Annotated in this window: 8 protein-coding genes; 6 read left to right on the plus strand and 2 right to left on the minus strand. The window is 32.6% G+C overall.

Annotated features, from left to right (window positions below; all coding sequences use genetic code 11):
- Positions 1 to 28: 28 nt before the first annotated feature.
- Positions 29 to 2383 carry a ribonuclease HII gene (locus tag DFQ09_RS16705; protein ID WP_115812390.1) on the minus strand — a complete coding sequence of 785 codons (2355 nt, stop codon included), beginning with the start codon at positions 2381 to 2383 and terminating at the stop codon, positions 29 to 31.
- A gap of 31 nt (positions 2384 to 2414) precedes the next feature.
- Positions 2415 to 3017 carry a ribonuclease HII gene (locus tag DFQ09_RS16710; protein WP_115812394.1) on the minus strand — a complete coding sequence of 201 codons (603 nt, stop codon included), beginning with the start codon at positions 3015 to 3017 and terminating at the stop codon, positions 2415 to 2417.
- Between the two features lie 215 nt (positions 3018 to 3232).
- Between DFQ09_RS16710 and DFQ09_RS16715 the strand changes: the two genes are divergently transcribed.
- The 6 genes from DFQ09_RS16715 to DFQ09_RS16740 all read left to right on the plus strand — a co-directional run bounded on the left by DFQ09_RS16715 (position 3233) and on the right by DFQ09_RS16740 (position 14145).
- On the plus strand, positions 3233 to 6334 hold the full coding sequence (locus DFQ09_RS16715) for a SusC/RagA family TonB-linked outer membrane protein (protein WP_115812397.1): 3102 nt from the start codon (positions 3233 to 3235) through the stop codon (positions 6332 to 6334).
- 12 nt (positions 6335 to 6346) lie between these two features.
- The gene (locus DFQ09_RS16720) at positions 6347 to 7813 is read left to right on the plus strand and encodes a RagB/SusD family nutrient uptake outer membrane protein (protein ID WP_115812400.1); all 1467 of its coding nucleotides are present in this window, start codon (positions 6347 to 6349) and stop codon (positions 7811 to 7813) included.
- Positions 7814 to 7841: 28 nt separating this feature from the next.
- On the plus strand, positions 7842 to 8690 hold the full coding sequence (locus tag DFQ09_RS16725) for a hypothetical protein (RefSeq protein WP_115812402.1): 849 nt from the start codon (positions 7842 to 7844) through the stop codon (positions 8688 to 8690).
- Positions 8691 to 8698: 8 nt separating this feature from the next.
- Positions 8699 to 9646, plus strand: coding sequence for a hypothetical protein (locus DFQ09_RS16730; protein WP_115812404.1), 948 nt, complete (start codon positions 8699 to 8701; stop codon positions 9644 to 9646).
- A gap of 185 nt (positions 9647 to 9831) precedes the next feature.
- A complete protein-coding gene (locus tag DFQ09_RS16735; protein ID WP_181897204.1) occupies positions 9832 to 12054 on the plus strand; it encodes a zinc-dependent metalloprotease in 2223 nt (740 codons plus the stop codon).
- Between the two features lie 189 nt (positions 12055 to 12243).
- The gene (locus DFQ09_RS16740; RefSeq protein WP_245940380.1) at positions 12244 to 14145 is read left to right on the plus strand and encodes a putative porin; all 1902 of its coding nucleotides are present in this window, start codon (positions 12244 to 12246) and stop codon (positions 14143 to 14145) included.
- Positions 14146 to 14672: the final 527 nt, after the last annotated feature.

Raw genomic sequence — 14672 nt, forward strand, 5'->3', positions numbered from 1 at the left:
GAAAATAATACTAAAATAAGAATGATTTTTAATGTAGTTTGTAAACTATTAGGGTTTTGTCATCGCTTTGCGTAATGAGTTCTAAACCACTATCGTTATCTAGTTTTTCTAGCACTGCCGCTGACGTACCAAAGACAGGGAAATTAGGGATGGATTTTGCTTGACTATCAAAAAGGTATACTTTTTTAGATTGCAAATCTGTAGTTGTAACGTAGATCTTATCATTCAAATAAAATATCCTAGGCTCTGTATAATCTCCGTAATCCAAATCAATGGTTCTAGATTTTATAATTAATCTGTTTTCCCTTAAGGAAACCAAGGTTTTACTAGTAGTTGCTATTTTATGCTTATCTGTAAGATTTAGATTTTTTGTACTGAGATTTCCTTTGGTATCGACTTGTATAAGTTGGCCAAGTGTGTTGGTCGTGGTAAATTTATTCTGGTATAAATACAGGTCGTTATCAGAAAAACGGATTTTGTCTTTTACATTAATTCTACTATCCCCTTGTCTGTTTAATATTTTAAGGTTTTCGCCAGCTCCAAATACGATGTAATCTTTACTTCCAATTCTGAAATGTTTAGGTTGTGATGAAATTTGAGAATCATTATTTTTATAATTAAAACCACCAATAGATTGTCCTTTTGCATTATACATCAAAAGGTTTTTTCCTTGGGTAACTAGTAATCTATAATCTTTTCGTTTATCGTAATCAAAAACGGAAAGCGGTTGTGTAATGGCATCGTTAAATTTTAAAGGAAAAGGGGACACGTCGTTACCATTTCGGTCTAAAATGTATAGTTGGTTGGGTGTTGTAAATGCTAATTGTAACCTGCCATTTTTATACATATCAATCTGTTCAACCGGTCCTAAAATTTGTCCTTGAAGTTGTTTATTCCAGAGAATATTCCCAGAACTCGAAATAAGATAGAGCATATTATTTACATCCTGAACGACGATATCATGCGCTTTAGAAACATGATTTTTAACGGCTTGTGGAGCTGTTAATAGTGCAGCTTCAAGTGGGGTGGTAAATGTTTCTGCAACAGAATTTGAAGCGGCTCTTTTTTTGAATTTCTGAATAATTCCGTTGATATGGGTGTAATTGTCTTCGCGTATAAACTGAACAGCGTTAGCGTTGTAGCCATTCATCGTTTGATCTAAAACAGTCGAGAGTTTTTCAGAATCTTTAAAGATAAATAATGAGGCTTCATCACTAAGCTTTTCGCTAATACTTAAAAAAGCATCAGAATTAGCTAGCGTGTTGTTATTTAACGCATCTGTTAGAATTGATTTTAAGGTTTCAGAAGCGCTAGAAAACACAATGAAATTTTCAAAAACAGAAAAGAAATTAGCATTTTCGAAAGTTATAAAAGGGATTAAATTGGTCTCGAAGAAGTCTGGTTGTCCAAACTCATAGATGTCAATATCTCTAAAGGATTCCGATATAGATTTGTCTTCAATAGATTCTATAATTAAGTTAGGATCTAATGAATGAAGCACTAATACATCGTCAATTAAGGCAATTTCATCTGTGAAATTTAAGAAAGTTTCAGAAACGTCTACTAGGCTATCCTTTAGATGGTAATTGTTTTTATTAAATACTGAAAAATTATCGTATGTAATACTCACTAAAGAACTTGTGTTGTAAGGAGCAATAAAAGGTGAATTTGTTTTTTGAGGAACAGTATTTTTAAAACTGTCGAGATGGTTAGCACTCGAATCTTTTGAGGTTAAAATACCATTGTAATTCAGTCCTTTTTCTGAGTAATCAAAATCTAAGACTGTGAAATTTCTACCAGCTTTATTTATGACATCTGAAAACAATAGTTTAGAGTAATTAGTAGCCTCAGGTTTAAATAAAATAGAAGCGACCGATTTTTTATCTGTGGTCTCAATTAAGTTGCTAAGCTCTGTGTTTTCGTTATCAGTGTTTAGAGTCTTTAAAAGTTCTAAGTCATTAGAGCCTGCAAAAGTATTTCCTATAATTTTATGATAGATGATGTTGTTATTTATTTCGGTCTTTTCAATGTTTAAATCGACCAAAGTTGTCGACGTAATATTCTTAATGGAATCAAGCACAAATAAAGTGCTGTCATTTTCTGTAAGAATGAGATAATTAGAATCCGTAAAGGAAATATAAACTTGTTGGGTAGTGTTAAGCTGGTTTAAAAATAGAGAGGCGTTTTTTAACTCTTTATTATATAGTCCAGAAAGGACGTCATTATTTTCAATACTAGTAACAAAATCATTAAGCTCATTTACTTGAATGATAGCAGATGTTTCGGTTGGAATTAATTTATAAGGTTGTTTGGTTTTGTTGTAGTCTTTTTGGCAGGCCAAAACTAGGGTAAACAAAATCGATAAAAAACCAAGTCGCTTCATTAAGTTGTGTTTAGTTTACAAATATAAAAAGTTATATATCCAATTTGTATTGCTCGGGCAATAATCTAAATGATTTTCTGTGATATTTGGTAACTCCATATTTTTTTATAGCAGCTCTGTGCTCTTTTGTTGGGTAGCCTTTGTTTTGTTTCCAGTTGTACATTGGGAACTCTTCGTGGATTTTTTCCATATAATCATCTCTATACGTTTTTGCTAAAACGGAAGCAGCGGCAATACTTAAATATTTACTATCACCTTTTATTATGGTGGAATATGGGATCTTTTCATAGGGCTTAAACCTATTACCATCTACAATAATATATTCTGGAATAGTTTTTAAAGTAGAAATAGCGCCATGCATTGCTTTTATGGAGGCATTAAGGATGTTAATAGTATCGATTTCTTGTTCAAAAATATGATAAACCCCAAATGAAACACTCTCGTGTTCAATTATTGGTTTTAAAATAACCCTGTTTTTTTCTGAGAGTTGCTTAGAATCATTCAGTATCAGGTTTTTAAAGGTAATAGGTAATATTACTGCAGCAGCTGTAACCGGACCAGCTAAACAACCTCTGCCTGCTTCATCTGTACCACATTCTAAATTATGAGTAGAAAATTGAATTTTTAATGCCAAAATGTTAAATTTTGAACAAAGTTAAAATTTTAACGCAACCCTTTTGCACTTTTTGCATCTAACTATTGAGTTAATGCCTAAAAACATTGGGGAAATAGCAATCTATGAATAGTTAAGATATTCGCAATAGTGTTAACATTATTTTTGGAAAATTGCTTGGTTATTTAATATTTAATTAAGATGTTTGCAATTAGACTAACTCAAATAATTGTTTTATGAAATTAAAATTAACATGGTTATTAACGCTATTTATGGCGTTCGTGATGCAGTTTTCTTTTGCACAAGAGAAGACTATCACAGGTACAGTTACAACAGTAACGGATGGTTTACCCCTTCCTGGAGCTAGTGTAATTGTAAAAGGGACCTCTAGAGGTCAACAAACAGATTTTGATGGGCAATTTTCCATTAGAGCAAATGAAAATGATATCTTAATTTTTTCTTACGTAGGATTTGTAAGCGTAGAAAAAAGTGTAGGTTCTAGTTCGGTTGTGAATGTAGCTTTAAAAGCAGACAGCCAACTTGATGAAGTTGTTGTGGTTGCCTACGGTAATGCTGCTTCTGTAAGAACAGTAACTTCTGCTATAACTACGGTTAATGCAGAGATATTAGAAGATAGAGCAAATGCTTCTGCCTTGCAAAATCTTCAAGGTCAGGTTGCTGGTTTAAATATTGCTACAGGTTCTGGGCAGCCAGGATCGGATAGTACTATAATATTAAGAGGGCCTGGATCTATAAATGGTAATATCGAGCCATTATTTGTTGTAGATGGAATTCCGGTGGATGAAGATAACTTTAGAAGTATCAACCCAACTGATATTGCATCATTTGCAGTTTTAAAGGATGCTGCTGCAGCAAATATTTATGGAAACAGAGCTGCGAATGGAGCGATTGTGATTACAACTAAGAAAGGTCGTTATAATCAAGGTTTGGAATTTAAATATACTTCTACTTTCGGTTATAATGAATTACAAGATCAGCCTTTTGAGTTGATGAACTCAAGAGAGGTTTTAAATTGGCAAAATCAAAATAATGGTGGTTTAGGAGCTGAGTTATCAGCAGGTGAGATTAATGCTTTAGCTAATCAAACAAATACAAATTGGGCGGATGTGTTTTTTAGAAAAGGAACAACTAATTCTCATAACTTATCAATTACATCTGGTGGAGAAAATTCTAATAATTTTACCTCATTGCAATATTTTGAGCAAGATGGTATTTTTATTGGATCGGAATTTAAACGTTTCTCTGTAAGAAATAACTTCAGTGGTAAATCTTCTGATGACAAATTTAATTATGGTTTAAACTTGTCTGTAGGTGTTTCTACTACAAATGAGCAAGATGGTTCTGGTTCTGGTTCTACATTTTTTAATCCGTTTAGTGCTGCTTTACAGGGATTACCTTATTTAAGTCCATATGCGGCTGATGGTTCAATAACTCGTGATGGTGGTATTCAGCCAGGTGATATTAATGCTATTCTTGGACGTGGAGCTTCTAATTTTCCATATGTTCTATTAAATAGTATAGCGCTTAATACTGACAAAGAAGAGGAAGTAAAAGTTTTAGCGTCTTTTAATGCAAATTGGAATTTTGCCAAAAATCTTACGGCAGGTATTCAATTAGGTGTGGATTACAGTAGTGAAAGAGCTATAGATATTCTTCACCCAGAAAGTATATTAGGCCCGTTTCAATCTGCACAAGGTGTAGATGCTCAATTTGGTGGTATTCAGTCTGAGTCATTCTTAAGAGATTTTAGATTTAACTCAGTTACTTCGTTAAATTATAATAACACTTTTGGTGATAAACATAATCTAGACGTTACTGTTTTTATGGAGTATTTAAAAGGACATTTAGACGGATTTAATTATTCGCAATTTGGTCTTGATCCACGTTTAGTAGGTTCAGGTGCTGCTTTTATTCCTGGAACAACAACTGAAGTTATCAACGGAAACACAACTAACCCATATATTGATACTTTAGGTCAATCTACTGTTACAGTTGGAAATATGTCTTTATTCAGTCAATTAGATTATGAATATGATGGTAAATATGGTTTCTCTGCAGGAATAAGAAGAGATAATTCGTTTAGATTTATTGATGATAACAAATGGGGTACATTTTGGTCTGTTGGTGGTCGTTGGAATATCGATGCTGAACCTTTTATGGATGGTAGTGCTTTTAATTTATTAAAGCTTAGAGCATCTCATGGTATTTCTGGTAATGACAGGATTGCAGGTACTTATTATGGGGGTCTTAATTTAACTAGAAACCTATATACTGCAGGAACTGGTTATAATGGTTCTGTTTCAACTGTGGCTGCTCAAGTGGCTAATACATCTTTGAGATGGGAAGAAACTACTCAAACGAATGTTGGATTAGATTTCCAAATTTGGAATAGTAAGCTTACTGGTGCGATTGATGTTTACGAGAAAAAGACGGAAGATTTGTTTCAGAATAATAATATTTCACTGTTAAATGCTACAGGTGGTACAATTGATTCTAATCTAGGTACTATGGTAAATAAAGGTGTTGAATTACAATTATCGTACAGATTATTTAATGATAGTGATTGGAGAATATCTGTAAATGCTAATGGATCTTATAACAAGAATGAGATTGAGGCTTTACCTCCATCATCTAATGGGTTAGTTAATAATGGTGGTTCTACAGCGTTAGGTGAAGGTCAGTCATTAGGATCTTTCTACTTGGTGCCTTATGCAGGTGTTAATCCAGCAAATGGTAATCCATTATTTAGAAAATTAGATGGTTCATTAACAGAGACGTTATTGGATGAAGATAGAGTGTTTTCTGATAAATCAATCTACCCTGTTTTTCAAGGTGGTTTTGGTACGGATATACAATATAAAGGTTTCGCATTCACTACACAATGGTCTTTCGTTGCTGAAGTTTATAGAAACAATTTAGATTATGCTAGTTTACAGGAAGTGTCTCAAGGATCTATAGAGAATGGTAGAAATAGATCAGTTACTTTATTTGATGCTTGGCAGAATGTAGGTGATATTACTGAAGTACCTCGTGTAGGATCTGCTTTTGGTAGTGTTGATTATATTAATTCTACGGATAGATATCTTGAAGATGCATCATTCCTTAGATTAAGAAATATTACGTTAGCATACTCAATTCCAAAAGAGGCATTAGAAAAGTTACCAGTAAGTGGTGTAAGACTATACTTGCAAGGTGAGAATTTAATTACGTTTACTAAATATAGAGGATGGGATCCTGAATCTAACTTTAGAACAACAGATAGAGGGCAGTACCCTACACCTAAAATATATACTCTAGGAGTAACAGTTAATTTTTAATAAAAATTTAAGATGAAAAAACATATATTTAAAATATTATTTTTATTTGCATTGTCTTTGTCAGTCTCTTGTGAGGATGCCACTGATATTTTGCAAGAAGGGGAGCTTACAGAGGATGCTGCCTATAGATCTTTAGCCGACGTACAATCGGGACTACTTGGTGTTTATGCCGCTTATGCTCCAGATGGAGGTGGTAATGGAACAGGTAATTCTTTATACGCTAATGCAATTTTAGGTGATAACCTTAAAGCTGGTTTAGCTAGTAATGGTCAGGGTGCTCAGGATTACAACTATGTAGTAAGTTTTACTAGTGGAAGTATTCCTCATAACATTTGGAATAATAGATATGTAACAATCAATTTTGCAAATCGTGTACTTGGCGTATTAGATCGTTTAACTTTTACTGGTCAAGAATTAGTTGAAGCGAATCACATAAAAGCACAATTGTTAGCTATAAGAGCGTTATGTCACTTTGAAGTTGTTCAGTATTATACAACAGACTATAGTAATCCTAATACTTTAGGTGCAATTAATATGGATTTTGTTCCAGAAACTTCAGATGTTTTTGAAAGAAATACAGTTTCTGAAAACTTAACCTTCATTAAAGAGGATTTGAATACAGCTTTAACTTTATTTGATCCGTCTAATGCTACTAATGCAAGTCCAATTTGGATTAGTGAAGATTTCGTTAAGTTTCTTAAATTAAGAATAGCACTTACAGAAGGAGATAGTAGTACGGCTAATATTACACTTGCTAATGAATTATTAACGGATTATCCTTTAGCTAGTTTTGGTGAGTATATTGGAATGTATTTAGATGTAGATGACACAGAAGTTATATTTAAGTTATCAAGAGTTGTTGGTGATGCAGGTGTAGCACAGTTATTTTACTTTAACTTTCCAGGAACAGGTGACGGATTCTTAGAAATGTCTAATGAGTTGTTTAATTTATTAGATGCAGAAGGTGGTGCAAGAAGACAAGCTTTTGTTAACTCAGCGAGTACTGTAGTAGGATTAAATGATCCTGCAAATGAATTATTAATTAATAAATATCCTGGTTCAGCTGCTGGACAGGCGATTAATGATTTTAAGATGATGAGAGCTTCAGAAGTTCAATTAATCAAGGCTGAATTACAAGCTAGAAATAATATGTTCGCTGATGCTGCAACTACGATTCAAGAGTTGAGAACTGCTAGAGGATCAGCTACTGTTACGCCTGCATCTTATACGAATTTAAATGTAGCTTTAACTGATATAATGTTAGAGCGTCGTTTAGAATTATGTTATGAAGGTCATAGATGGTTAGATATTAAACGTGTAGGTCCAGAATTAGGTATTGGAGTGACTAGAAATTCTGTTGATTGTGCTTCTTTTGAAGGTATATGTGATATTTCATCTTCTGATTTTAGATTTACATTAGCTATTCCTCAATCTGAGATCAATGGTAATACTGCTATATCTCAAAATCCTCAATACTAATTCAAATTAATTTTTAGAAAAAATAATTATGAAAAATATATTTAAATTAACATTTGTGTTGCTATTGGCTATAGTTACTGTGTCTTGTGATGAGACAGTAGAAGAAGTTATTTATAACGGCAATATCAATGAAAACAATACGTTTATCACGTTTGAGAAAAGTGTTTATAACTTACCAGTTACAATCGACGATACTAGTAGTATTAATTTAATACTAAACTCTAGTACAGTTAGTAGTGTAGATAGAACATATGATATTGTTTTAAATGCAGATCCTGAGATAACTACAGCTAATGATCTTACTTATAGTTTACCTACAAGTGTAACCATACCAGCTAACTCTTATCAAGGAACACTTACTATAGTAGGTACAGACAATAATTTGGTAGATGCTACATCTAAAAGAATTGTATTTAATATTAATGGGTTATCTGATTCTGAGAATGCAGATTTTGAAGAAATTACTGTTAATATTTTTGAAGTTTGTCCAGTTCCTTCTACCTTCTTAGTAGGTGATTACATTATCGGTGATGATGGATCAGGTAATTTTCCAGCAGGAGAAACAGTTTCGATATCTGTAGGTGATAGTGAAACAGAAAGAACATTCAATACAATACATTTACCTGGTTCAACTGTTGAAGCTGAAGTAGAAGTAGTACTTGGTTTAGCTTGTAACGTATTAAACTTTGCGCAGGATGTTGATATCAATGTTGCTTGTGCAGGTGGTGATTCTTATATATTAGTCACTGCAGGTGCTGCAAATAATTCAACTTATTCTTTAGATAATGAAGATGTTATAACAGTTAATTATTTACAAGACCCATTACTTTCTTGTGGTGCTAGTAGCATACAAAGTTTTACTTTAACTAAAATTTAAAATTACATATGAAAAATATTTTTAAAATATCGTTTTTATTCTCATTGTTATTGGTCTCTTTTAACAGTTGTGATAGTAGCGAAGGTGAGAATGAAGGTAAATTCAACGAAAGTCCAGAGTCTGGATGGGTGCAGTTTCAAACTAGCCAGTTGAGTATTGACTTAGGAGGTTACGATGTAAGTGTTCCTGCAGGAATTCCTGTTGAAGTAAATGTTCCTATAGTTGCCAATGATTTAACTATTAGCTATAGTTTTGTACCAGTATCTGGTGCTAACCCTAATACGGTTTTTTCTAACACAGGTAATTTATTAAGCCCAGGTGGAACTTCAAGTAATTTTGATACTACTTTTCCGGAAATACAATTGAACATAGCGGAAGTAACAGCAGCTAATATTACTGAAACTATGGTATTTGATGTTGTTTTGAATGGTACTGATAATTCAGGTATTGCTATAGGTATTAGTGGTACAGAGGAAACTAGACCAACAACAATTAGGGTAACTATTTGTCCAGAGATTGAAGTTGCTATTGCAGGATTACTTGCAAATGATGACTTTTTTGTAGGTGATTATAATCTAACTGTGACTTCTGGTGATAGTTTATTTGGTGGAGATGTTTTTGCTGATCAAACTGTTACTGTAACAGCAGATGCAGGTGCAGCTTTTAATAGGTCTTTCGATGTTGCTTATGCACCAGGTGGTAATATAGTTTCTATCGGATTTAATATTAATTCAGATGGTCAGATAGTTGTTCAAAATGATATATCTACGGGTATAGCCTGTGCTGCAGGTGAAGACCTTACTATAGGTGGTGATAGTGCTAATATTTTTACTCTAGACGCTTGTACAGTAGCAGAATCAGAAAGTGTAACATTGAATATGTTAGATTTTTTCGGAGGCTCTGGTGGATGTGGTGTTGAGAACATTGAATTAACAGTTGTGTTAACAAAAATATAATTATTTATGTTTTATAAAAAAAAACCGCTTTTAGCGGTTTTTTTTTATTTATCTTGTATCCGTTATAAATGGATTTTTTGATTTTGAAAAAACATTTATTAAAATTAAATATAAAATATATGAAAATTAATACTCAATGTCGATACTTAATTTTATTAGTATTCGTCAGTGTTTCAATGTCAATTATGGCACAAGCAAAATCAGGTTTTTGGTATCAAAAATCTGATGTTTTGAATTCTGAGTATGAGAAATGGGATCGTGTATCGATGCCAGATGCTTATACTGTTTATGGTTTAAATATAGATCAGTTATTTGATAAAATTAAATCTGCTCCAAATAGGATGCTTTCAGATAATACAAATGGTATTGTCGTAAGTTTTCCTAGTGGTGATGGATTCTATGAAGATTATGAGGTCTTTGATGCACCAGTGCTTTCTGAGGAATTGCAAATAGAGTTAAGTGATGTGCGTTCATTTGTTGGAACTTCATTAAAGAACAAAGGCAAAACAATTAGATTTAGTATTTCTCTTTTTGGTTTAAAAGCTGTAATTTTTGACACTGATAATTCGGTTCAATACATTGATTCCTTAACAAAAGACAGAAAATTTTACATCGCTTATTCTAAGAATGATATTCCTTTATCTGAAACGCAAATAAGCTGTCTTACAGAAGATTCTGAAGAGCAAATAGCAAGTTCTTTAGACGTAGGAATGAACCCTGCTGCTCGAAATGCAAATGATGGTAAATTAAGAAATTTTAAATTAGCACTTTCTTGTACACAAGAATACGCAACATATCATATCAGCCAAGCAGGCTTAAGCAGTGCTTCTGATGCAGTAAAAAAGAATGCGATATTAGCTGTTATGAATGATGTTATGACAAGAGTTAATGCTGTTTATGAAAGAGAATTGGCAGTAACAATGACTATTGTTGATAATAACAGGAATGTGATTTTTCTCACTGATTCCTTCTTAACTAATGATGATATTAGTGTATTAATTGATGAGAGTCAATTCTTCATTGATGCATTTATTGGAGAGCCTTATGATATTGGTCATATGTTAAGTACTTCAGGTAGTGGACTTGCGCAATTGTTTTCTCCATGTACAAATAATAAAGCTAGAGGAGTGAGTAGTTCATTATTCGGACCACCAACGGGTTATGGTTTTGAGTCTACATTAATGCACGAAATGGGACATCAATATGGTGCTCGTCATACTTATAATGCGAATACCTGTTTTGGTGCAGCAACAGCAAGTACTGCATTTGAACCAGGAGGTGGGACTACAATTATGTCGTATGCAGGGATTTGCGGTACACAGTCAAATATTCAATCTCAAGCTGATTTATATTTTCATCAAGCAAGTTTGGCCGAAATGTGGTCTAATATTACTTTCGGAAATAGTACATGTGCAGAACAATTAAGTATTTCAAATTCATCTCCGACATCAAATGCTGGAAATGATTATACAATTCCATTTAGAACTCCATATAAACTTGTCGGTTCTGCTACTGATGATAAAGATGTAGCGCTTTTAACTTACTGTTGGGAGGAGTATGATTTAGGTGCTTCTAATACAGCACCATCAGATTTTACAGCAGATGGACCTGTTGTAAGATCTTTTTCACCTAGTACTAGTAATGTAAGGTATATTCCTAGATTAGAGGATTATGTTGGTAACGTTGATAATTCAACAACTTGGGAACGTCTTATGTTAGTCGCAAGAGATCTTAATTTTAGATTAACGGTAAGGGATAATGACATTCAAGGTGGTCAGACTAGTGTAGATGAAATGAGTATCTCATTAACTAATTCTGCTGGTCCTTTTGTTGTAACTTCTCAAAACACTTTTAATATTGCTTATGTTGGTAATAGTTCTCAAGAAGTATCATGGAACGTAGCTTCAACCAATACAGGTGCTGTTAATGCTCAAAATGTTAATATTTTATTATCTACCGATGGTGGATTAAATTTCGATACAGTATTGTTATCTAATACGCCAAATGACGGTAATGAAACTGTTACTCTTCCAAATATAGATGCGGCATCATGTAGAATAATGGTAGAAGCTGTGGGTAATATATTCTATAATATCAATAGAAGGGATTTTGAAATTCAACAGAGTTTAAGTGTCGATGATTTCGGTTTTGAAAATAATTTGTCTATTCATCCAAATCCAAATAAGGGTGAGTTTACTATTAGCTTCGATTCTAAAATCAACAATAACGATGATGTCAAAGTTGATGTTTATGATATTAGTGGACGTATAGTCTATAAGAATACGTTCTCTAATAATTCTGTTAGATTTAATGAAACGGTAAATTTACGAGGTGTAGCTTCTGGCGTTTACATCGCAAATATTTCTAAAGGAAATAATATGACATCTAAAAAAGTTATTATTGAGTAAAACACTTTAATAATCAAATAATACTAAAGACCAACAAATAACACTGTTGGTCTTTTTTATGTTAAGTAAATTGTAATTTTATATTCCCATACAATAATTAATGGTTTACTTTGTTTGAAAATTATATATTTCTAAATGCAGAACAAACATTTTTACATACTTGTATTTTGTTTTTTTACAATAAGCCTTGTGGCTCAGACTAAACTAACTAAAGCAAACTTAGATAATAGATCAGATACAACTTCTCTAACTAATAAGGCTAGCGGGTTTAAAGAGTTAGCTACCATCGATATGTATCTGCAGTTTAGTAATCTCGCAGACTCTATCCAAGTAGATACAACATTAACAATTAAAAAGGATTATAAATTTAATTACCTTCAAACGGATAATTTTAATTTAATGCCGTTTGCTAATATAGGACAGACCTATAATACACTTAGTTTTGATTCTTGGGACAATAATACGTCACCGTTGTTCGGTGCAAGAGCCCGCCATTTTAATTATTTAAAGCACGAGGATGTTCTGTTTTATGAAGTTCCAACGCCGTGGACGCGTTTAACCTATAAGACAGCATTTGAACAAGGTCAGCTTTTAGACGCTTTCTTTACCGTAAATCTCTCTAAGCAATTTAATTTTTCAATAGCCTATAAAGGATTACGGTCATTAGGTAACTATCAGAACACGTTGACTAGTACCGGAAATTTTCGGTTTACATCAGATTATAAAGCAAAGAATAAAAAATACCAGGCCAAAGGTTATGTTGTAATGCAAGATTTACTTAACCAAGAAAATGGTGGTTTAGATACTGAAGACCTCGATAATTTTAGCCTAGGTAATGAAGAGTTTTTAGACAGATCCGTATTTGATCCTGCGTTTGAAGACGCTGAAAACATATTAGAAGGTAAACGCTTTTATTTTGAGCACGCTTATACATTACTTCAACAAAGAGACTCCCTAAGTAATAATAGTATAACACTATTCAATAAGCTTTCATTAGAAGATAAATATTATCAGTATAGTCAAGACGTGTCTGCTGAAGATTTTTTTGGAGAAGCGTTTACAACAAGCATTAATGATAAAGTAAAACTAGAGAATTTTAAAACAGCCTTAGGACTTAGATATAGCAATAATATAATAGGGGATCTAGAGTTTGCTGTAAATTATACAGATATTAATTACGGTTATAATAGTGTTGTATTATTTCCAACAACAGCAATAACAAATAGAATTCAATCAAACTTCCTAGGTTTAGAAGGAGCGTATTCAAAAACCTATAAAGGATTTAATATTACCGGTAACGGAGGACTAAACCTTTCCGATACATTTGTAGGAAGCTTTCTAGACGGTAACATAAACTTAAAGCTAAATAAAGATATAGCGCTTTCTGGTGGAATCGCAATTAATTCCAGATTAGCAAACTATAACTACCTATTATACCAAAGTGATTATATTAACTATAATTGGTATAATCTAGAGAATTTTAAAAACGTAAACACACAGCAGTTAAATTTCAAAATTGAATCTCAAAAATGGCTAAATGCCTATGTAGATTTATCTAATATAGATAACTACACCTATTTCAATTTAAAAGAAACTATAGACGGAGTTAACATTATAGAACCAAAACAGTACAATAAGCCGCTTCAGTATTTTAGATTAAAACTACAAAAGGAATTTAAAGTCGGTAATTTTGCATTAGATAACACCTTAATGTATCAAAATGTAGTTAGTGATGAAGATGTTCTTAATGTACCTGCAATCATAACAAGGAATACATTGTATTACTCCAACCAGTTGTTTAAAAAATCAATGACTTTACAAACAGGGGTAACTTTCAATTACTTTTCTGAGTATAACATGAATGGTTATGACCCGCTATTGGCCGAATTCTATACCCAAAACGACACCAAGCTAGGAGGTTTCCCTAGATTAGATTTCTTTATCAATGCTAAGGTTAGGCAAACACGTATCTTTTTTAAAGCCGAGCATTTTAATTCATCCTTTACCGGATACGATTATTTTTCAGCACCCAACAATCCTTACAGAGATTTTACGATTAGGTTTGGTTTAGTTTGGGATTTCTTCCTATAGATTAACTTATAACGTTTCTTCTTTACTTATTAATAGTAAAGTTATCCGATCCATATATAATACCACAAGTATTGTATGTCTTTTTAGGGCATTCCGCTTTTGCTTTTTAACAGCAAAAGCGTCGCGTCATCCGCTATATCTTTTTTTACTAGTTTTATTTTAAGGGAGAATACGTCATCATATATACGATGTTCTTTCTGTGTCATTATATATAGAAGCAAAAAAAGGATGCCGCTACTACCGCTAATGCAGACTTAAGAGTGTACATATATATAATGAATAAATAGCTTGTCAATTATAAATAGTGCTGCAGAAAGATATCCCTCTAATAAATTCAATATTTTTTCATTAAGTAAACACCTTATAATAAGTGCTTTGAAAATTAATTTAAAATAAAACACAAAAAGCACTTGCAGGAACGAAAAAGGCTTGTATATTTGCACCCGCTTAGCGAAACAACGTTAAGAGAAAGTAAAGAAAAAGTTCATTAACATATTGAATTGACAGCGTAAGAATCAACTGGAAAC

It is taken from the genome of Winogradskyella pacifica, assembly GCF_003386275.1.
GTDB classification, from domain to species: Bacteria; Bacteroidota; Bacteroidia; order Flavobacteriales; family Flavobacteriaceae; genus Winogradskyella; species Winogradskyella pacifica.